Origin of the sequence: Capnocytophaga canis, assembly GCF_043187445.1 — a bacterium.
Taxonomy (GTDB): Bacteria; Bacteroidota; Bacteroidia; order Flavobacteriales; family Flavobacteriaceae; genus Capnocytophaga; species Capnocytophaga canis.
This window is the reverse complement of sequence record NZ_CP171121.1, coordinates 1-20,575: the sequence shown is the minus strand read 5'-3', so window position 1 is coordinate 20,575 and position 20,575 is coordinate 1. Positions and strand designations below refer to the sequence as shown.

17 protein-coding genes are annotated in these 20,575 nt (G+C 33.7%); 4 read left to right on the top strand and 13 right to left on the bottom strand.

From position 1 onward, the window contains the following. The first annotated feature begins 112 nt into the window (after nt 1-112). Complete coding sequence (locus ACF3OB_RS00085) at nt 113-1,456, top strand: TlpA family protein disulfide reductase (RefSeq protein ID WP_392447802.1); 1,344 nt, start codon at nt 113-115, stop codon at nt 1,454-1,456. A gap of 119 nt (nt 1,457-1,575) precedes the next feature. Here the strand turns inward: ACF3OB_RS00085 and ACF3OB_RS00080 are convergent, their stop codons facing one another. The 10 genes from ACF3OB_RS00080 to ACF3OB_RS00035 all read right to left on the bottom strand — a co-directional run bounded on the left by ACF3OB_RS00080 (nt 1,576) and on the right by ACF3OB_RS00035 (nt 13,856). Beyond that, nucleotides 1,576-2,235: a YggS family pyridoxal phosphate-dependent enzyme gene (locus ACF3OB_RS00080; protein ID WP_095893142.1), complete on the bottom strand. Its 660-nt coding sequence runs from the start codon at nt 2,233-2,235 to the stop codon at nt 1,576-1,578. A gap of 2 nt (nt 2,236-2,237) precedes the next feature. Further along, complete coding sequence (locus ACF3OB_RS00075; RefSeq protein WP_042006576.1) at nt 2,238-3,200, bottom strand: Gfo/Idh/MocA family protein; 963 nt, start codon at nt 3,198-3,200, stop codon at nt 2,238-2,240. A 92-nt stretch (nt 3,201-3,292) separates the two neighbouring features. After that, nucleotides 3,293-4,564, bottom strand: a complete 1,272-nt coding sequence (locus ACF3OB_RS00070) for a DUF2851 family protein (protein ID WP_392447800.1) — start codon at nt 4,562-4,564, stop codon at nt 3,293-3,295. A 184-nt stretch (nt 4,565-4,748) separates the two neighbouring features. Continuing rightward, on the bottom strand, nt 4,749-5,534 hold the full coding sequence (locus ACF3OB_RS00065; RefSeq protein ID WP_042006574.1) for a diadenylate cyclase: 786 nt from the start codon (nt 5,532-5,534) through the stop codon (nt 4,749-4,751). 51 nt (nt 5,535-5,585) lie between these two features. Beyond that, on the bottom strand, nt 5,586-6,179 hold the full coding sequence (locus ACF3OB_RS00060) for a hypothetical protein (protein ID WP_095893144.1): 594 nt from the start codon (nt 6,177-6,179) through the stop codon (nt 5,586-5,588). Then, nucleotides 6,172-6,999: a dihydropteroate synthase gene (gene folP, locus ACF3OB_RS00055; protein WP_042347908.1), complete on the bottom strand. Its 828-nt coding sequence runs from the start codon at nt 6,997-6,999 to the stop codon at nt 6,172-6,174. Before folP ends, ACF3OB_RS00060 begins: the two co-directional genes overlap by 8 nt. A gap of 659 nt (nt 7,000-7,658) precedes the next feature. Further along, complete coding sequence (locus ACF3OB_RS00050; RefSeq protein ID WP_392447797.1) at nt 7,659-10,067, bottom strand: thiamine pyrophosphate-dependent enzyme; 2,409 nt, start codon at nt 10,065-10,067, stop codon at nt 7,659-7,661. Nucleotides 10,068-10,145: 78 nt separating this feature from the next. After that, on the bottom strand, nt 10,146-11,189 hold the full coding sequence (mltG, locus tag ACF3OB_RS00045) for an endolytic transglycosylase MltG (protein ID WP_392447795.1): 1,044 nt from the start codon (nt 11,187-11,189) through the stop codon (nt 10,146-10,148). Nucleotides 11,190-11,514: 325 nt separating this feature from the next. Then, on the bottom strand, nt 11,515-12,795 hold the full coding sequence (gene bioA, locus ACF3OB_RS00040; protein WP_392447793.1) for an adenosylmethionine--8-amino-7-oxononanoate transaminase: 1,281 nt from the start codon (nt 12,793-12,795) through the stop codon (nt 11,515-11,517). Between the two features lie 35 nt (nt 12,796-12,830). Continuing rightward, entirely contained in the window at nt 12,831-13,856 is a 1,026-nt protein-coding gene (locus tag ACF3OB_RS00035; RefSeq protein WP_392448787.1) for an aldose epimerase family protein, read from the bottom strand. A 367-nt stretch (nt 13,857-14,223) separates the two neighbouring features. On the opposite strand from ACF3OB_RS00035, the gene ACF3OB_RS00030 reads away from it, so the two are divergent. The 3 genes from ACF3OB_RS00030 (at nt 14,224) to ACF3OB_RS00020 (ending at nt 17,114) form a co-directional block, all read left to right on the top strand. Next, entirely contained in the window at nt 14,224-14,730 is a 507-nt protein-coding gene (locus ACF3OB_RS00030; RefSeq protein ID WP_392447792.1) for a helix-turn-helix domain-containing protein, read from the top strand. Nucleotides 14,731-15,737: 1,007 nt separating this feature from the next. Further along, complete coding sequence (gene panD, locus ACF3OB_RS00025; RefSeq protein ID WP_042006632.1) at nt 15,738-16,088, top strand: aspartate 1-decarboxylase; 351 nt, start codon at nt 15,738-15,740, stop codon at nt 16,086-16,088. Nucleotides 16,089-16,106: 18 nt separating this feature from the next. Then, complete coding sequence (locus ACF3OB_RS00020; RefSeq protein ID WP_095893150.1) at nt 16,107-17,114, top strand: lysylphosphatidylglycerol synthase transmembrane domain-containing protein; 1,008 nt, start codon at nt 16,107-16,109, stop codon at nt 17,112-17,114. A gap of 14 nt (nt 17,115-17,128) precedes the next feature. Here ACF3OB_RS00020 and ACF3OB_RS00015 read toward each other — a convergent pair whose 3' ends face one another. The 3 genes from ACF3OB_RS00015 to ACF3OB_RS00005 are packed head-to-tail and all read right to left on the bottom strand — an operon-like array spanning nt 17,129 to nt 20,452. After that, nucleotides 17,129-17,521 carry a thiol-disulfide oxidoreductase DCC family protein gene (locus ACF3OB_RS00015; protein WP_095911636.1) on the bottom strand — a complete coding sequence of 131 codons (393 nt, stop codon included), beginning with the start codon at nt 17,519-17,521 and terminating at the stop codon, nt 17,129-17,131. After that, nucleotides 17,514-18,764: an ABC transporter permease gene (locus ACF3OB_RS00010; RefSeq protein ID WP_042345271.1), complete on the bottom strand. Its 1,251-nt coding sequence runs from the start codon at nt 18,762-18,764 to the stop codon at nt 17,514-17,516. The genes ACF3OB_RS00015 and ACF3OB_RS00010 overlap by 8 nt, the downstream gene beginning before the upstream one ends. A 17-nt stretch (nt 18,765-18,781) precedes the next feature. Next, nucleotides 18,782-20,452: a murein L,D-transpeptidase gene (locus ACF3OB_RS00005; protein WP_392447789.1), complete on the bottom strand. Its 1,671-nt coding sequence runs from the start codon at nt 20,450-20,452 to the stop codon at nt 18,782-18,784. Between the last annotated feature and the right edge of the window lie 123 nt (nt 20,453-20,575).

Here is a 20,575-nt window from a genome sequence, read left to right as displayed (position 1 = left end):
TTATTTTTCTAATACGGATTCGGAGTAAAATTTCTTAGGAAAGAAATAAGATACATCGGAAAAATATTGTATCTTGCACCGATTTTTTAATATTAATTGTAACATACAGAAAATGAAAAAATTATTTATTGTATCATTCGCTACTCTCGGATTTGTAGCGTGTGGAAAGAAGGCTGACCATGTGATTCTCTCAGGAAAAATAGATGGCTATATGGGAATGCCAGTAGAACTTATCGGTGGAACAGAACGTCATACGTTGAATGTAAAATCTGATGGAACGTTTGCCGATACTTTAACAATCAGTACGAACTACTACAATTTGTTGGTTCAACAAACGGCTATGGTTCCTTTGTATTTGCAAAAAGGAGACGAATTAGGGATTAATATCAGTCTTGAAAAAGTAACTTTCTCAGGAAAAGACACCATCATACAAGTCTTTTTACGTGAGAAAAACAAAAAAATAAATGAAACTCGACAAAATTTAGAAACAATCTTGAGTGAGGAGCTGGATGGATTCAAAACGACAGTTGCTGATATCAAAAAACAAAATGATGAATTTTTAGCAAACTATAAAGGGCTTCCGAAAGAATTTGTTAAGTTGGAAGAGAAATCAAACCATTATTTTGACTTGCAATTGAAAGCATTGTACCCACGTGTTAAGTCTCAATTCAGCGGAAGACAAATTGAGATGCCTGCTGAGTTTAAAGCCGAATTAGATAAAGTAGATTATACCAACGAAACTGATTTTGAGTTGTTTGAAACATACAAAGCGTTGGTTATGGAAAATTTCTTCGGGAAATACATGAACCAAGAGCCTGATTGGAAAGCTATGGCTGAAGAAATTCAAGCTGTGAAACCAGCTAAAATTAGAAGTGTGTTTGCTGAGCAATTGGTTTTTACCTTGAATCCACAAAATGGTTCTGAAACTAATGAATTCATTTACAAGGTTATAAAAGATAATGTTACCAAAGAAGATTATTTGAAACATGCTGAGCAACTTTATGCCGAATTGGAAAAATTGAAAAGTTTAAAAGCAGGAGTTATTTCTCCAAAATTTGAATACGAAAATTTTAAAGGAGGAAAGACTTCATTGGATGATTTGAAGGGGAAATTAGTCTATATTGATATTTGGGCAACTTGGTGTAAGCCTTGTCTCAATGAAATTCCTGCATTACAAGCTCTTGAGAAAGAATTTCATGGGAAAGATATTGCTTTTGTGAGCATTTCTATTGACCAAGATAAAGATAAATGGTTGGGATATATGAAAGAAAACAAATTACAAGGTATCCAATTGTATGCTGAAATGACAACAGAGGGGCAAAATTTTATACAAGATTATTCCGTTTCGTCTATCCCAAGATTCATTCTATTAGATAAAGAAGGTAAAATAATATCTGCAGACGCACCGAGACCATCATCTCCTGAAATTAAAGAATTATTGGTTAAAAACTTATAATCCAATATAATACAAAATAATAAAAACTGTCTATAGAAGTGAAAATTTTCTGTAGACAGTTTTTTATATATCAATCTATTTTGTAACTTCTGAAGTAGTATTTTCTGAGTAAAAGTTTTCTATCGAGATCCAAAAATTTTGCTCCCCACACGAATCATGGTGCTCCCACACTCAATGGCTATTGGATAGTCATCACTCATCCCCATGGATAAAATTTCAACATTCAAAAGAGGATGTTGTTTGTTTTTTAGTAAGTCAAAAACAGATTTAAGTGATTGAAATTCAGAAGCTATTTGTTTTTTATCTTCTGTAAAGGTAGCCATTCCCATGATACCTTTTATACGTATATTTTGTAATTTATCAAATGTAGGATTTTCCAAAAGGTTAAAAATTTCCTGAGGATCAAATCCAAACTTACTTTCCTCCTGAGCTATGTGAATTTGTAACAGACAATCAATAATTCTATTGTGTTTAAGTGCTTGTTTGTTAATTTCTTCGAGCAGTTTTAAGCTATCAACACCATGAATCAGGCTCACATAAGGTGCCATATATTTTACTTTGTTGCGTTGTACATGCCCGATAAAATGCCATTGTACATCTTTTGGCATAAGAGCCTCTTTTTGGGTCATTTCTTGAATTTTACTTTCCCCAAAAATACGCTGCCCAGCATCGTAGGCTATTTGCAAATCTTCAATTGGTTTGAATTTAGAGACCGCAACTAGCGTAACCCATTCAGGGATTGATTGTTGTAGTCCTTTCAGATTCTCAGCAATATTCATATCTACAATTTTTCGATGATTTGTTTGGCTATTCGCAAAGCCTCCGTACCTTGTTCTAGGGTTACAACAGGTGTAGTATTATTATTTATAGCATCGGCAAATACTTCCAATTCGTTTAGAATAGCATTATTTCCCTTAATTTCAGGGACTTCAAAATATATTTGTTTCTTTTCACCCTCTGCATTTTGCAAAATCATATCGAAATCACCTGCTATTTCGGGAGCGTCTTTCATTTTGACTACTTCGACCTTTTTCTCTAAAAAATCAACTGATATATAGGCGTCTTTCTGGAAAAATCGCGATTTTCGCATATTTTTCATTGAAATACGACTTGCCGTAAGATTTGCAACACAACCATTTTCAAATTCAATACGAGCGTTGGCTATGTCTGGTGATTGACTGATAACTAAAGCTCCACTTGCAGAAATATGTTTTACTTTTGATTGTACAATGCTTAGAATTACATCAATGTCATGAATCATTAAATCCAACACAACGGGAACATCTGTACCACGAGGGTTAAATTCAGCTAAACGATGAGCTTCAATAAACATTGGATTGTTAATGCTGTTTTTCACTGCTAAAAAAGCAGGATTGAACCGTTCTACATGCCCGACTTGACCTTTAACATTATGTTTTTTTGCCAAAGCGATAATGTGTTCCGCTTCTTCAACCGTGTTAGCTATTGGTTTTTCTATAAACAGGTGCTTACCCCTCGTAATGATTCGCTCAGCACATTCAAAATGATTCAAAGTAGGGGTAACCACATCGACCATATCACAAGATTCAATCAGCGAATCAATACTATCAAAACAGTGATAACCAAACTCTTGACTCACCTTTTGAGCGTTTTCTTTATCAGGGTCATAAAACCCCATTAATTCATATTTCTCAGATTGATTCAACAATCGTAGATGTATTTTTCCTAAATGTCCAGCTCCTAAAACTCCTGCTTTTAGTTTCATTTATTATGTTTTAAAGTTACAAAGATATAAAAAATATTAGTAAAATATTTATTGACAATCATTAATTTTATAACAGAAGAATAGTAGATTCTCTATTTTTCTTCTTTTAATAAAGATATCCCTACTGCACAATTCAAGCATTTTTTCTCTTTGCAGTATTGGTTATATTGTTGTAATAAAATTTGAGTATCAAATGCTGAAGTTGGATATGCTCCTATATTTTCAAAATGGTCAATAATCGTATTTTTTTCAGGTTTCATTTGCCGTAGACTTTCCATAAGTTCTTCAGAAATGTCTTTACCTAAATATTTGAAGTATATATATTTAACAGGCAATATGACGTTTATCCAAATCAGTTCAATCAACGAATTGCTGATTTTCTTTTTTACTTTTTTAGACGTTTTTCCAAAGGTATAGTGCGTTTCCCAGAAAGGCGATGTTTCGACAGTAAGTACAGTTTTGAGTTGTTGTATGTCTTTAGTTTCTATTATTTTTGAGAATAATCCTTCGTTTTTTTCATATACTTGTCCCAATTGCGAAAGCCTAATGGTTGGAAAACCTTGTGGTCGGAGTTTGGAAAATTCAAGATGCAAATTATTGTTTTTCAGATTATATTTTCGTTTTAGGTAGTCATAATTAGCCAATAGTGTTTGGAAATATGCACCTTCAGTAGGTTTTGAAAGTAATTGACCTTGTCCAAAAAGTAGAGCTTCTACATACAGCGGGTTATTTTTCTCTTTCCGAATAATGGAAAAGTCAATTGTTTTCCCAATATTTAGAAAATTTTCTCCATTAACAGTCCCTCCAAAACTTTTTAGGAGCATTAAGAACAATACCTTCTCCCAATCTGAATGTGATTCTGTCAATAATTTATCAATTAAAAAGGATTTTTGCTCTAATCTTTCAACAAAAAGACGCTCATTCCATGAAAAAAAGATATATTCTTGTACTTTTTTATAGTTTTTATCACAATTTATGAATGTATGAGATTTAGAAAATAAGATTTCGTATCGTTTTACGATATTTTGATCAATAACGTGTCGAAGTTCTAAAGTAGGGATAGGACGTTGATTGCAATCAAAAACTTCCACATCATGTTCCCAAACCACATGTAGGATAACGTTTTGATAAGCAGGATCTTGCTCATGTCGATGGGCATACCAATAGGATGATTTTACGTGTAACTCCACATTTCCTGCCCATAGTTGTTCATCAATTTGTAATTGAGCATTAAAAAAATCAGCCCCTGAAAGTCTGTTTGGTGTTCCAAAAGAATGTATAACAAGATTTTGACCAGAAGTGAGCGTAGAAACTTGAGGAACTATTTTATGTTTCCAAAGGTACTGCAAAAAATCTTCTTTCATAGAGCAATCTTAATTAACAAAATCCAAGTAATTCCTAACCTAAATTATGGATTAATAAAAACATGAATCTAAGTTGTTGTAAATCAGTATATTATTTTAAATATTTAAAGTAACAGGAGTAGAGATTCAATCCTCAGAGGTTAGTTATCAAAAATTCAAAGTATCAAATCTGAAAATTTTGATTTTATCCCAAGTCCTTATTAATCAAAAGGAAGAGTTCTTCATCATTTTTATATTTGATAAAATCTCCTCCTTTTACGTACGAAATACGTCCTGTTTCTTCTGAAACGATTAATGCTGAAGCATCCGTTTTTTCCGAAATAGACACAGCCGCTCGGTGTCGTAATCCGAAATGTTTAGGCAATTTATTTTCTCCTGCTACAGGCAGAATGACACGGGTTGCTACTATAAAATTTCCCTTTATGATGATAGCACCATCATGTAAAGGACTGTTTTTAAAGAAGATACTTTCAATTATGGGTTGCGAAAATTCGATATTCATTTTATCGCCCGTCTCTCGAACGAATTCTAATGACATGTTCCGTTCCAGTACAATTAACGCTCCAGTATTGTTAGCCCCTAATTTTCGGCATACGGCAATCAATCCTTTCACATCCAATGCGGATTCTTTTTTTGTCAGACGCAAAAAGCCAAAAAACTTTTGAAATTTGTTTCGTGCTGTAATATTTGTTGAACCTATGGTAAGTAAGAATTTTCGTATTTCTTGCTGAAAAACAACAATTAGAGCAAAAACCCCCACACCAATGAATTGACCTAAAATACTACTGAGCAATTGCATCTGTAAGGCTTCCGTTATTTTCCAAATTAAATAGATGATGACAATTCCCAAAAAAATATTAATTGCCACTGTACCACGAATAAGCCGATACACATAGTAAAGCAACATCGCAACTAAAAGAATATCAATAGCATCGGCTATTGAAAAATCTAAAATCTCAAATAATTTCATATCCTTTTTACTTTCTGATTAGGTTTTTAGTAGAACCTTTTTTACCTTTCTTTATTTGACTTTATCAATATCAAGAATGGTTATTGTCTTAAAAAAAAGACCTACTTCTTGTATCTTCTGTAAAAATACAACAAAATCTTGAAACGATATACTCCCATCCATGGAAATTGTTTCACTTGGATTAGCTTTTAGTGTTTCTATAAGGTGTTTTATGTTTTTAAAATCACTTATTTCTAATATTTTATCTTGATTTTGTATTTCAGTAATTACCTCAAATTGGGTAGTAGTAAACTCTAAAAATTTATACTTATGATCATGCATATCGGCTATAGTGAAATAGTTTTTTGCATCAGGATTACTGTGAAAACTCATCGTAGCCCGTTTTTTCTGCATTGTTAACATTGTTTTTCCTACTTCAGACAGAGGTAATCGCTTATCAATGTTAAATACCCAATGGGTTGTTGAAATCATGTTCTTTCTGTTCAAGTCGGCTAATCCAGAATTTTCATTAAAAAAGATATAGATGGGTGAATAATCCGTAACCTCGGTAGGAAGTTGAGCCTGTGAAAGTTGGGGTAACTGTACGCTACGTTCGTTACACGACCAAAGTAAAAGAGCAAGTATTAAAATAATTAATCTATTCATTTTCAGATGTTTTATTAAATATATTTACACATTCTACCGCTTCCTTAACATCGTGAACTCTCAAAATAGAAGCTCCTTTCATCAGAGCTATTGTATTAACTACCGTGGTTGCATTCAGAGCCTTAGAAGAATCGACTCCCAAAAGATTATATAGCATTGATTTTCTTGAAAATCCTACCAGAATAGGTGAGTCCAACGATTGGAATAATTCCATTTTTTGTAAAACTTCGTAGTTTTGATCTAAGGTTTTTGAAAAACCGAAACCAGGATCAATGATGCAATCATTGATACCCCACAGCTGTGCTTTAGCTTTTATTTTGGAAAAATAATGAATCATTTCAGTGACAATATTTTCATAATCAGTAAATTGATTCATAGTTTGTGGAGTACCTCGCAAATGCATTGCAATGTAGGGAACTTGGAATTCAGCCACAACATCCCACATCTTTTCATCCAACTGTCCTGCTGAAATGTCATTTACCATTGCCGCACCTTCAAGCAAACATTGTCGTGCGATTTCACTACGAAATGTGTCCACGGAAATTGGCAAATTTGGAAACTCTTTGACTAGACTACGAATGATTGGAACAACGCGTTGTGATTCAGTAATTTCTAAAACTTCATCCGCATTTGGACGTGAGCTATATCCACCAACATCCAAAAAGTCAGCACCATCTACCAACATTTGCGTAGCTTTTTTCAACACCTCTGTTTCTGTAATCCGACTGTTTTCATAGAATGAATCGGGTGTAGCATTCAAAATTCCCATCACTTTCGGACGTTCTAATGAAACTAAAATTCCTTTGCAATTGATTGTCATTTGTATATGTTTTCTTTTATAAATACTTTCATAACCGTCCGAAACTTTCTAAATAAAAGTTACTTGAGAATACTGTATATTAAAAAAATGCCGAATTTTATCAATTATAGTACCATCCAAACGAAGCAAAGGTACAAATAAACCAGTAATCGGACAAATTTTAGACCTGATTCCTCGGCAGTTCCGTATAAAAATCATTGAAATTGATTGAGGTTTTTGGAAGAATTTTGCTCTTTGAGCCAGCCCAAAGAAAAAAGAGAAAAACGATCCCAAAAAATTGCACTTACTAATGGAATTTAAGTGACATTTCTTTTTAAACATTGAAGGTATCTCGACTTATTTGAAAAAAATAATCATTAAAAAGTAAATGTAATGATTCTTTCGTTAAAAATCCATAAAAAGAAGATTTAACTTAATGATTTTCATATTTTTGGTACTTTGAGATAGTAATTTAAGCAAAATAAAAAGTCAAGACGAGTTCATTTTATATAATTTTATCTGATTATCGTTGTTTTGTAATATTTTTTTCTTTTCATATTTTTGTATTATAATTTACATTATGTAAAATAGAATTTTTAAAATTAAGAAAAATCTCCTAAATTCTACCTTATGATAAACCTTGGAGATTTTAATAACGTTATTTTAAATTTCCTACTGAACTAAAGAATTTTTGGAAATTTTGCAGGATTTGACTCTCTCATGATTTCATAAATTTTTTCGAAGATGTCTTCTGCATTCGGTTTTGAAAAATAATCTCCATCACTAGCATAAGCAGGTCGATGATCTTTTGAGCAAAGAGTTTGAGGTGCAGAATCCAAATACTGATACGCATTTTGCTCTTCTAATATTTTTTGCATGATGTATGCCGAAGCTCCGCCTGGAACGTCTTCATCAATAATTAGCAAACGATTCGTTTTAGCTATGCTTTTTACAATATCATGATTCAAATCAAACGGCAATAAAGACTGAATATCAATAACTTCCGCGTCAATTCCAAATTCAGACAACTCTTCAGCAACCTGACAGACGATTCGTAATGTTGAACCATAGGAAACTATAGTAATATCTTTTCCTTCACGTACCGTTTCTACTACTCCTACAGGAGTTTTAAATTCTGTTAAGTTACTCGGTAACTGCTCTTTAAGTCGATATCCATTCAGGCATTCGATGACTACTGCAGGTTGGTTACACTCTAATAAGGTATTATAAAAACCTGCCGCTTTGGTCATATTTCGAGGTACCAGAATATGTACGCCACGCAATAAATGCAACAGAGCTCCCATATGCGAACCTGCATGCCAAATTCCTTCCAAACGGTGTCCACGAGTTCTGACAATCAGCGGAGCCATCTGCCGACCTAAGGTTCGATAATGTACCGTAGCTAAATCATCGCTCATCGTTTGTAATCCATATAAAATATAGTCTAGGTATTGAATCTCGGCAATTGGGCGTAACCCTCTCATAGCCAAACCAATACCCTGTCCAATAATGGTAGCTTCACGAATACCAGTATCAGCAACTCTCAGCTCTCCATATTTCTTTTGCAAACCTTCCAATCCTTGATTTACATCACCGATGTTTCCTGTATCTTCCCCAAAAATGAGTAAATTTGGATATTTAGCAAATAATCCGTCAAAATTTTCGCGTAGCACTACCCTAGCATCAACCAGTTCAGCATTTTCTTTGTAGATAGGTTTTACCTCTGTGACCAATGTTGGATTTTTTTCATTTTCAATATACAAATGACTGCTATATTTCGGTTGATTTTCAGCAAAATAATCATTGATCCAACTACGTAAGGTTTCTGCGTTAGTTGTCGTTTCAGTGGCAACATATCGCAATACTCTACGTGCGGCACTTGCTACATCTCGGCGTGAAATGGTAGAAATAGAGGCTAAATGGTTTTTTATGCTTTGAACAGCATTATAATTTTTAAATGATTCATTTACAGATAATTCTATAATTTCAATTAAACTGTTTCTTTCCCTGAAAATAGGATTTTGATAAGCTTCCCAAGCTCGTTTTTTCCCATCCCGAACCATTTTCTTAGCCTCAGCATCAATGGATGCTACTTCTTCTTCGGTAGCAATGCCACTCTCAACAATCCACTGACGCATTTTCAGATTACAGTCAAATTCACGTTCCCACTCCAGTCGCTCAGTACTTTTGTAACGTTCGTGCGATCCAGAGGTTGAATGTCCTTGAGGTTGTGTGAGTTCCCGAACGTGAATCAGTACAGGGACATGTTCTTCACGAGCAATTTTTCCAGCTTTTTCAAAAATTTCCAACAAAGCAGGATAATCCCATCCGTTCACAACGAAAATTTCATAACCATTGTTATTCTCATCACGCTGGAATCCTTTCAATATTTCGGAAATATTCTCTTTAGTAGTTTGATATTTAGCAGGTACCGAAATTCCATAGTTGTCATCCCAAACCGAAATTACCATAGGTACTTGCAACACCCCTGCAGCGTTGAGGGTCTCAAAAAAATGACCTTCACTGGTACTGGCATTTCCGATAGTTCCCCAAGCTACTTCATTTCCGTTGTTTGAAAATTTTTCTTTTTCTGTTTGGGGTACTTCCCTGAATATTTTTGAAGCCTGAGCTAATCCAAGTAAACGTGGCATTTGTCCAGCAGTGGGAGAAATGTCGCTACTACTATTTTTCTGTTGTAATAAATTTTTCCAATTGCCGTTCTCGTCCAAACTGTGAGTGGCAAAATGCCCTCCCATTTGCCGTCCTGCACTGGTTGGATCTGCTTCGATATCAGGATTAGCATAGAGTCCTGCAAAGAAGTTTTCAATAGTAAATGCTCCAATGGCCATCATAAAAGTTTGATCACGGTAGTAACCACTTCTGAAATCACCATCTTGGAACGCTCTAGCCATTGCCAATTGAGGTACTTCTTTTCCGTCTCCGAAAATACCAAATTTGGCCTTTCCGGTAAGGACTTCTCTCCTACCCAGAAGACTACATTCACGGCTAATTACTGCTGTTCTATAGTCTGTTAAAATATCTTCTTTCGATAAATGAATTGTTGTTTGTATTTTATTTTTTCGTGTCATAATTCTGAAAATATAGCGACCTCAAAGGTAATATAATTTTATGATATAAGCAAAGAATTTGAGGTATGCTTCATCCGTTTATCTTCTAATTCCTTGTGCATTAATCCACTCGTGATAAGCTCGACTGTTAATCAGATGCTGCGAGTAGGTAGACGCAAACTTGTGAAACCCAGGTTTTTCAACATCTGCTACGAAATAGAAAAAATCATGATTTTCAGGGCTTAATACAGCTTCAATTGCTGAAATATCCGACATGGCGATAGGAGCTGGTGGCAGTCCTGCGTACTTATAGGTGTTATACGGAGATTCGATTGTCAAATCACGATTTAACACCCTTTTTATGATAGTATCATGCTTACCGGTGTGTTCCTTGATGGCATAAATAACCGTAGGATCGGCTTGAAGGAGCATATTATTTCTTAAGCGGTTGATATAAACCCCCGCTACCCTACTCTGTTCCGATACTTGCGCTGTTTCTTTTTGCACAATCGAAGCTAAAACACTCACTTGCTTTGGCGTAAGATTTTGATTTTTAGCTTTTTCTATTCTGTCTGAATTCCAAAAACGACGGTACTCCTTGAGCATACGATCTCTAAACTGCGTAGCTGAAGTATTCCAAAAAAATTCATACGTGTTGGGTAAGTACATTCCTAACACATCTTTCGATGTAAATTCATTTTCAGTCAAAAATTGGGGATCTAAGAAAGCATTCAACAGCGAAATACTATCCGCTTCAATTTGCTGTGCAACCCGTCCTGCTAAATTTTCTAACGTCTCTTGGTTGTTGAAAGTCAATTTTATAGGTCTATTTTTACTGCGTAATACATTGATTATGTCATTATTACTACTTCCTTTTTTGATGATATAACGACCCGCCTTGATGTTATCAACATATTTTTTTTGCTTGGCTACCTGTATAAATGATTCTATATCAGATAAATATGGATTTAGCACATGCGTAACATCGCTAAAATAAGCTCCTGTTGGAATGAATATTTCAATTTCACGCTCCTCAAAATTGGTGTTAGGAGCTAAAATAAGATTGTAAATTGAGTAGGAAAAGAAACCTAAAATAATTAAACCAATAATTGAAATAGCGATTAATATTTTCTTGAAATACATGTCGTTATATATTGAAATTTATATTCTACGTAAAAATAATATGCCACAAATTTACAAGAATATTTGGCTTTACCAAAGGTTTATTGATAAATAAAGGATATAGCATTAGGCGAACTCAAAATTTCCCCATTTAGAACGACCAATTTGGACTGCCTGAAATGGTCAATATTACCGAAGATAAAACGCACAATATCAAAGTATTATAGCAAAATATCTATCCGAAAATTAGAAACTTTCGGACGGGAGTGATTACAAATTAATGAAAATTGAAAAATAACCACCGAAACTGATAGTTTCAAACAGTGCTAAATATGTATTTCCCTATTTATTCAATTCCAAATTTTTCAATGGCTTCTTCAATAGCATCGTAGACCTGCGTTAACTGCTGATTTGTAATAACATAGGAAGGAAATACATATACTGTATTTCCAACAGGACGCAAGATAATTCCTTTAGAAATAAAAAAATCATATAGCTGATTGCGTATACTGCCATAGTATTCATTTCCTGCATTAGTATTCACTTCAAAAGCTAAAATTACTCCCAAACTACGCCAACCGCTTGTCTTTGAGTTGCTTTTCATTTTATTTATAAACTGTTTATGCAAATCTGATATTCGCTGTATGTTTTGGCCACAATCATTAGTTTGCAAAATTCGAATGGTTTCCAAAGCAATAGCACAACCTGTAGGATTTGCCATATAGGTATGCCCGTGAAAAAATGCTTTATTAACATCATCACTACAAAAAGCATCAAAAATAGCTTGAGTAGTTGAAGTTACTGCAAGTGGAATCGTACCTCCTGTTAAGGCTTTGGACAAACAAATGATATCTGGCTTTTCATTCAAATAATCACAGGCAAATATTTTTCCTGTTCTGCCAAATCCTGTCATTACTTCATCAGCTATTGTGATAACTTTTTCATTTTTAGCTATTTGAATTAATCTATCCAATGCTTCAGGTGCATACATTCGCATACCCGCAGCTCCTTGCACTAAAGGTTCAAAAATGAAAGCCGCAGGATTGTATTTCTTTATGACTTCAGCTAATTTTCTCTCCGAATCCTGTTCTTTTCCTTTTTCAGGAATTGGAATACGAACCACTTCAAGTAACTGATTTTTAAAAGATTCGGTAAAAAAAGAAATCCCTGAAGCTGCCATTGCTCCGAAGGTGTCACCATGAAATGCGTTTTCAAAGGCTACAATAACATGCTTTTTTTGTCCTTTGTTAAAAAAATATTGAATAGCCATCTTTATAGCTACTTCTACTGCCGTTGAACCATTATCAGAAAAGAATATTTTTTGTTGATTTTCAGGCAATAATTCAATTAGTTTTTCGGCGAGTTTTACAGCTGGTTCGTGAGTAAATCCACCAAAGAGCACATGTTCCAGTTGCGAGAGTTGTTTGAAAGCTGCCTCGGCTAAATGAGGATTAGCATGTCCGAATACATTTACCCACCAACTGGCGATAGCATCTATATATTGTTTACCGTTTTCATCCCAAAGTAAGGCATCTTTTCCTTTAACAATACCGATGGGATACATGGCTGTTTTATGTTGAGTGTAAGGATGCCATAGATGGCGTTCGTCTCGTTGTTGTAAATTCATTTTAAAAATATGTAAAATATAGGTAGCATTTTGACCTATTTATTTTCAAAAAAGTGGAATGTTGCAAAATAGGAATATTCATCCTCAGGATTCAATTGCGTTGACGGAAACTGCGGATAGTTCAGAGCATCAGCAAATCCTTGACATTCAAAGCATATTCCTGCGTTTTGTCCTGTTGATTTTCTGCCTTCTGGATGTAGCTCTGGCACGTAGTATCCTCCATAAATATGCAGTACAGGCTGATTGGTTCTTACGTCCATTCGGATGTTACTTTCTTCACATATCAACGAACCTACAACTTCATTTTCAGATACTTGACGAGGAAAAGCATTGTCTATATCTGGATGTACAGTTACCGGTTTTCTATAATCTAAATGTGTATTTTCTACAAGAAGCAATTCACCAGTTGGAGAGTAGTCGGGATTCAATGGCGAGTAGCGATTGCCATTGACCTGTAAAAGATGGTTCAATATATTTTTTGAATCACTATTAAAGTTAAAATACGTATGTTGTGTCAGGTTTAAAATAGTTGGTTTATCCGTTTTTCCATGATAATCCACACGAAGTTCATTATCATCGTTGAGTGAATAAGTAACGTTTACTACGACTTCGCCTGGAAAGCCTTCTTCTCCATCTGGTGAAATGTATTTTAAGACTACGAATAAATTCTGGTTGTCACCAACTTCAACAATTTCCCAAACTTTACTATCGAATCCTTGAAAACCACCGTGCAATTGAGCTGCTCCATGGTTCACCGTCAACTGAAGTTCTTTACCATTAAGCGTTGTTTTTCCTCCTTTAATACGCCCTGCATTTCGTCCAATAATAGCCCCGAAATAAGGATATTCCTTGCGATAAGCCTCACTTAAGTATTCTTCAAAAGTATCAAATCCTAAGACTGTTTCTATTTTTTTTCCATTCACAGGATACTTTATAGAAGTGATGATACCTCCATAGTTCATAATGGAGACTTCCATACCTTTACTATTCTCTAACGTGATGAGTGTTACGTTTTTACCTGCGTATGTTCCGAAAGTTTTTTTATGTATCTGTTTCATTATATTTTTTCGGACGAATGTACACCTTTTTTTGGGATTTTGCAAAGATTTTACACAAAAACATACTCCCGTCCCAAAATTAAAAACTTTCGGACGGGAGTTAGATTTTTACAAATATAAGGCATTCTCAGGCAATTTTTATGAAAAAAGTTTAGGATAGTTGTGAGAGAAAATTAATTATCAAAATTGTACTTACTAAATAAATCTAATTCGTGTTTACATTTGTGTATATGAATATAATTCACAGTTTTTGCGTTACAATTGTAAATTAGAGTACTTGCAATAAACTTTGTTCATTACTTTTAATGTTTGTATGTTTCAAAAAAATAGTTTACATTTGTGCTATCTTTAATTTTAAAAAGACTTTACAATGATAAACACCCCTGATTTCGTTAAAAGGTTACAAGAAATTATGGAACACTATGACCTTAATGCTTCTTCTTTAGCTGATATACTTGACATACAACGATCAAGTATTTCGCATTTATTGTCTGAACGTAATAAACCTAGTTTAGAGTTCATAATGAAGCTCATAGAGCAGTTTCCTGAAGTTAATTTTCACTGGATAACACAAGGAAAAGGTAATTTTCCTTCTAAAGAAAATTCTGTAACTAAAATTGAAGAAAAAAAGTCTATTATGCAAACAAATCTTTTTGGTGATGAACCCGAACAATCTGCTACTACTAAAAGAAAACAAAGCCCACCTCAAAACGTAGCAAAAGTAAAAGAACCTGAAAGCGAAATTTCTTATCAACAGATTTCACCAATCTCCAAAGTTGTAGAAAATACACCTGTTACAAAAGTAAACAATAAAAAACAATTGAAGAAGATTATCTTTTTTTATGACGATAATAGCTTTGAGGTTTTCGAAAATTAATTTACTTTTGTAAACAAATTATTTTTTTGCACTTAAATTCATTGGGATGGTGACAATTTACTGTGCTACCTCTTTTCTCTCGTGTTATTGGTACTAAAGTCTGTACATGTAAAAACAAATTGTAGGTGGTATTACATCAGGTCAAACACTTGACATTGACATCAATTTTTTATACTTTCCTAAATATGTCATGCTGTGATAACCACCTCACGTTTCATCTTACAAAATTCCTATTCTCAGATGATGTCTGCTCATCAGAACTGCTACAATAGGAAAATATCAAGATTAGAAATCTACTTCCCTTTTTTTATTCGCTTTTTCTTTCCTAGATAACATAGTAAGAAGTTATTTTCCATACTAATTCAGCGTCCAAAAATGGTTTTTACGAACGTAAGTTTATTTTTTACCTCATAAAAATCATTTGAAATATATACTATTTTTCTTGATAAAATAAGATAAAAAAATGAAATAATTTTTTTTATATATAAAATAATGATTATAAAACACTTATATATTAATTTATAAATTAATACTTTAATATTAGTAACAATTTATTAATATATGACATTTTGGCAGTTATTCTGATGTTTCTTTTTAAATGATTGATTTACAGATATTTGAATTACATTAATACTTCTTCAAAAATATATTTTTATATATATTAAAGTTATTATTTATATATTGATATATAAATTACTTATTACCAATTATTTAAACTGTAAAATTTTACAGATATATTCGCAGTCAACTTTATAAAATAAATCCTGAAAAAACGACTTCCATTAACGGATTTTTATTTTTTATTTTGGTCAATATTTTTTTGCTGAGGTTGTATTATCCAATGTATTTTTCATCGAAGAGGTTCTATCTAACAAGAATAATCGCTGTCCCCTACTCTTTAAAAGGAATAACAATCATACGAATTCAAATTTGTGATAAAATTTTTATGGAAAACTTTAATTATTTCTTTTTTTAGTATCTTTGCCCGATTTTTAATGATTTACAAAATGCAAATAGAAGTATTAAAATCTAAAATTCACCGAGTTACAGTTACTGGAGCTGACCTAAATTATGTAGGAAGCATCACAATCGATGAAGATTTGATGGAAGCGGCCAATATGATTGAAGGAGAGAAAGTTGCAATCGTAAACGTAAACAATGGTGAACGTTTAGAGACCTATATTATTAAAGGAAAACGAGGTTCGGGAGAGGTAATTCTTAACGGGCCTGCAGCTCGGAAGGTACAGCGAGGCGATATCATTATCATCATTTCCTACGGAATTTTAGATTTTGAGGAAGCTAAGACCTTTAAACCTTGGATTATTTTCCCCAATGAAAAGACAAATAAAATAGAATAAATAAAACATAAAATACTGATAATGAAGTTAATAAAAACTATCCTTCCGCTATTTTTAGGTGTTTTTCTGTGCTGGTATGCCTACAGCCAATTCACTGATGAGCAGCTGAATGAAATCAAAGAAAAATTCTTAAAAGCGGATTATTTTTATATTATATTATCAGTTTTACTCGGTTTTTTGAGCAATGTCTCACGTGCCTTACGATGGGAATTATTACTCAACCCTATGGGATACAAAACTCGTAGCTATAATCGGATAATGGCAGTTTTTATCGGATATTTAGTAAACGTTACTATCCCAAGATCTGGGGAAATATCAAGAGCTTTGGTAGTAAATCGTTATGATGGTGTGCCTTTTGACAAAAGTATAGGAACCATAATTTCGGAACGAGTAGTTGATCTAATCCTATTACTATCGTTCACGTTGACTGCTTTTCTACTTCAATTTAATTTAATTAGCGAGTTTTTACTGTCGATAATTCCTTTCCAAAAATTGATTTTTCTTTTAGGAATTGTATTAGTTCTTGGAGTATTATTTTCTATATGGGTCTATAAATCAACACATTTCATTGCTTTAAAGGTACGCAATTTTGTAGCAGGACTTAAAGAAGGTATTTTTTCCATACTTAAACTACGGCGACGAGGAGCTTTTTTATTGCATACAATTTTCATTTGGACAATGTACGTTTTGATGTTCTATCTTCCGTTTCTTGCTCTACCTGAGACCTCCTACGTTAGCATAGGAACGGTACTAACATCCTTTGTAGTAGGCAGTTTTGCCATAGCTTTTACTAATGGTGGCTTTGGTTCATATCCCTTTTTTATAGCAGAAATTTTACTACTTTTTGGCATACCTTTAGTGTCAGGTACCGCTTTTGGTTGGATTGTATGGACAGCACAGTTCTTTATGACTCTCTTTTTCGGAGGAATTTCTTTTATTTTACTCCCGTTATTAAATAGATATCGAGAAGATGAAAAATGTTTCTTTCTAAGAATGAGAAAAATACCGAAAACACGCAACTCGTAGAGCCTTGAACCAAATTAATTCAAAAACTTTTTACGAATTTCAGGAGGCAGTATGGGGCATTCTTTTTTAATGAGTTTCCTACGATGTTTTCCAATAATGTCATACACAAAATCAGCTATAAATGTAGGAGTTATCCAAATAAGAAATCGAAGCAATGGATACATATTGCTTTCCTTCAAAAACATATAAATGGCTTTTGATTTCATATAAAACACCTCCCCTACTCGAACTATAACTGTTTTATCTACAAACTTTTGCAATTGATATTTCACGATAAAATACTGTCCCGTTTCAGAGGTGCTTGACACAAATTTAAAACTATCCCGCTTGTCGGATTTTGCTAAATGATAAGCTATCCGATTACAAAAAAGGCAATCACCATCAAAAATCAAAAAAGAATTATTCATAACGAAGAGCTTCAACAGGATCTAACTTGGAAGCCTTCATCGCAGGGTATAACCCTGAAATAATGGCTACTACAAAGGCTATCAAAATGGCCACAAAAATGACTCCCCATGGAATTATAAAATCAAAATCTGCTACGAGTGAAATGAAGTAACCTAATGTTATGCCTAAAACAATTCCTGCCATGGCTCCCAATTGTGCAATGATAACTGTTTCAGTGAAAAATTGCATTGTAATTGCCTTACGATGAGCTCCTAAAGCCTTGCGAATACCAATTTCTTTGGTACGTTCAGTTACAGAAACGAGCATAATATTCAACAAAGCAATCGACGATCCTAAAATAGTAATCAATCCAATCACAAACCCTGCAATTCCAATGCCTTGTGTGATACTTTCAATACGATGCAATAAATCATCACTGCGTTCCATACCAAAATTATCTTCATCCAATGGTCTAAGGCTTCGAATGTTACGCATAACAATAAGTGCATCATCCATAACGACATCTAGCTTACCTTTATCATTTACCTTTACTTTTATTGCAAAATTCGGATTTTGGAGCGTAAAAACCGAACGAGCAATCCCTAATGGAATCAACACTTGCATATCTTCATTATTTCCAAATGTAGAACCTTTTGACTCCAATACGCCAATAATTGTAAATTTATGTCCTTTAATAGAAATAACCTTACCAATAGGATTGACATCTTTTAATAATTTTTTTGTAAAATCAGCTCCAATAATACAAACTTCTGCATTATTCTCAATATCTAACTTACTGAAATCCCGACCACTGTCAAGTTCTAAGCCCGAATTTTTAATATAGAACTCATCCACTCCAATCACTTTTGATGAAGGATCGGTTTTTTGATTTTCGTATTTAACTTCAACCGAAGCAGATGAAAACAATGAAATACTGATTTGTGCAAACGGATTTTGTAATTGTTCTCTGAACGCTATTGCATTTTGGTAACTAATGGGCGGATTTATCTTCTCATTAGCTCCGCTGCCTTGAACTCGTTGGGTATACTGATAGCGTGTAATAGAAAATGTATTGGATCCCATTTTTGAAAAGTTACCTTCCAAAGTGTTGCGGAGTGCTGTGATAACACTCAAAATCCCGACTAATGCCGTTATACCGATAGCAATGATTAGCACCGTAAGAATTGTACGCAACAACTGGCTTTTGATTGACTCTAAAGCAATTTTTATATTTTCTCGAATAACTGTAAATCGGATTGCCATACTACGAAATTTTAAGTCTATTCATATACTTTCAACTCTTTAAGTTGCTGTTGGTCAAAACCATAAATATCATTTTTGATAATAAGCTGATTATTTTCATCAACCCAAGCGGTAATATACAACAAACTGATTAAATATCTGTTTTTTAGAGTAATACGATTTTGATTGGGCCCCGATTGCATTGCTTGGTCTACCTTCTCACGTGTCCATTCATCTTGATTCTTAAGCAGTAAATACGCCAATTCGGCAGGTTGTTCCACACGCACACAACCATGGCTAAAAGCTCTTTCTTCACGTGAAAACAATCGTGTTGAAGGAGTGTCGTGTAGATAAATACTCATATCGTTGGTTAAAATAAATTTCACCAGCCCCAATGAGTTCCGAGCCGATGGAGCTTCTACAAAACGAAATTTACGCTTTCTGATTTCAGGATTTGTCCAATCTACACTATTCGGATCAATCTTTTCACCATTTTCATAAATGGTATAGCCTCGTTTTTGGTATTTTTCGGCATCATTCTCCGACACCATTTGTGGAATCATTTCATTGTGAATAATGCTCTGTGGCACCGTCCAAGTAGGTCGAAATTCTACGTAACGAATCGAATCAACAAAGACAGGAGTTGCGGTATATTCCCTGCCTACTACCACATTCATTTGATGAATCATTGAATCTTTATGATATACAAATAACTTAAAATCAGGAATATTCACAATGAGATAATCATCACCCAAATCATTGTTTAACCAACGCATACGCTCCATATTAAGTTTTAGAAGTTCCACTTTTTGAGCCTTGGTCATATTTAAGTGATAGAGAGTTGTCTTCCCTGGAACACCGTCAGGGGTAATGCCTTTGGTTTCCTGAAACTTTTTGAGGGCATTTAACAAAACGGTATCAACCACATTTGTCGAAACCAACGGAGTGACTTCATAACCTTTCTGTTTTAAATTATGCCGCATAGCCTCCACTGCCGAATGCTTATACCCTTCAACAAATAACTTTGGATTCTCAAAAGCAACTTTAATGATTGAATCCGGCTGAGTATCAGCTCTCAATTCAGCGTATTTTTCACTCATTCGCTTGTACAGGAGATGGTTGGGATGTAAAGCATCAATCACGGTTACCAAATCATCCGTATCTTCTAATTTTAATAGAATTTCAAGATCGTTTCGATTGTGTTTGATTTTCTTCCAAACGTGTTGACCATGTGATAATTTAGATACACGTCCGCTACCTAAATGCTTCGTTAACAATAAAAAAGAAGCCGTTATTTCTTTATCAGCTTGTTCAAGTTGCATAAAATCAACTGTTTTAGAATAGAGACTGTCTACCAAATGCTGCAAAGATTTATAACGGTACGTTTCTGGATTCAATCCGTAATTTTCTGATTTTTCCAATACTTTCATATAGCCATAAAACAAATTAGTCGGTTTTTTTTCGTAAAGCCAACGTGTACTATAGCCATTTTGAGAATAAAAACTTTTTAATTCCGCTAATACTTCTTTATCTTTTACAGTTATTCTTTCAAAAGAAACCTCTGTAGTGTCTGAAAATGAGATTGTTTTGTTATTTTCAAACACCTCACGTGATTTGATTTCATCAATCAATTCCTTTGGATTCGAATTATTTTTACAACTTTGGAAAAGTACAAACCCCACTAAAAGGATTAACAAATATTTATTCATCTATTATTTATTTTTAAGTTTTAATGTTTTTATTTTTCATTTCCGATAGTAAATTACTCATATTGAGCACGATACTGAGATACGTTTTTCAGTTACAAAGCGTTTAAATTCAATAATTTAGTT

What these genes read in the sequence shown, in the direction of transcription:
- ACF3OB_RS00085 (WP_392447802.1), top strand. Translation starts at nt 113, where the DNA reads ATGAAAAAATTATTTATTGTATCATTCGCTACTCTCGGATTTGTAGCG.
- ACF3OB_RS00080 (WP_095893142.1), bottom strand. Translation starts at nt 2,235, where the DNA reads ATGAATATTGCTGAGAATCTGAAAGGACTACAACAATCAATCCCTGAA.
- ACF3OB_RS00075 (WP_042006576.1), bottom strand. Translation starts at nt 3,200, where the DNA reads ATGAAACTAAAAGCAGGAGTTTTAGGAGCTGGACATTTAGGAAAAATA.
- ACF3OB_RS00070 (WP_392447800.1), bottom strand. Translation starts at nt 4,564, where the DNA reads ATGAAAGAAGATTTTTTGCAGTACCTTTGGAAACATAAAATAGTTCCT.
- ACF3OB_RS00065 (WP_042006574.1), bottom strand. Translation starts at nt 5,534, where the DNA reads ATGAAATTATTTGAGATTTTAGATTTTTCAATAGCCGATGCTATTGAT.
- ACF3OB_RS00060 (WP_095893144.1), bottom strand. Translation starts at nt 6,179, where the DNA reads ATGAATAGATTAATTATTTTAATACTTGCTCTTTTACTTTGGTCGTGT.
- folP (WP_042347908.1), bottom strand. Translation starts at nt 6,999, where the DNA reads ATGACAATCAATTGCAAAGGAATTTTAGTTTCATTAGAACGTCCGAAA.
- ACF3OB_RS00050 (WP_392447797.1), bottom strand. Translation starts at nt 10,067, where the DNA reads ATGACACGAAAAAATAAAATACAAACAACAATTCATTTATCGAAAGAA.
- mltG (WP_392447795.1), bottom strand. Translation starts at nt 11,189, where the DNA reads ATGTATTTCAAGAAAATATTAATCGCTATTTCAATTATTGGTTTAATT.
- bioA (WP_392447793.1), bottom strand. Translation starts at nt 12,795, where the DNA reads ATGAATTTACAACAACGAGACGAACGCCATCTATGGCATCCTTACACT.
- ACF3OB_RS00030 (WP_392447792.1), top strand. Translation starts at nt 14,224, where the DNA reads ATGATAAACACCCCTGATTTCGTTAAAAGGTTACAAGAAATTATGGAA.
- panD (WP_042006632.1), top strand. Translation starts at nt 15,738, where the DNA reads ATGCAAATAGAAGTATTAAAATCTAAAATTCACCGAGTTACAGTTACT.
- ACF3OB_RS00015 (WP_095911636.1), bottom strand. Translation starts at nt 17,521, where the DNA reads ATGAATAATTCTTTTTTGATTTTTGATGGTGATTGCCTTTTTTGTAAT.
- ACF3OB_RS00010 (WP_042345271.1), bottom strand. Translation starts at nt 18,764, where the DNA reads ATGGCAATCCGATTTACAGTTATTCGAGAAAATATAAAAATTGCTTTA.
- ACF3OB_RS00005 (WP_392447789.1), bottom strand. Translation starts at nt 20,452, where the DNA reads ATGAATAAATATTTGTTAATCCTTTTAGTGGGGTTTGTACTTTTCCAA.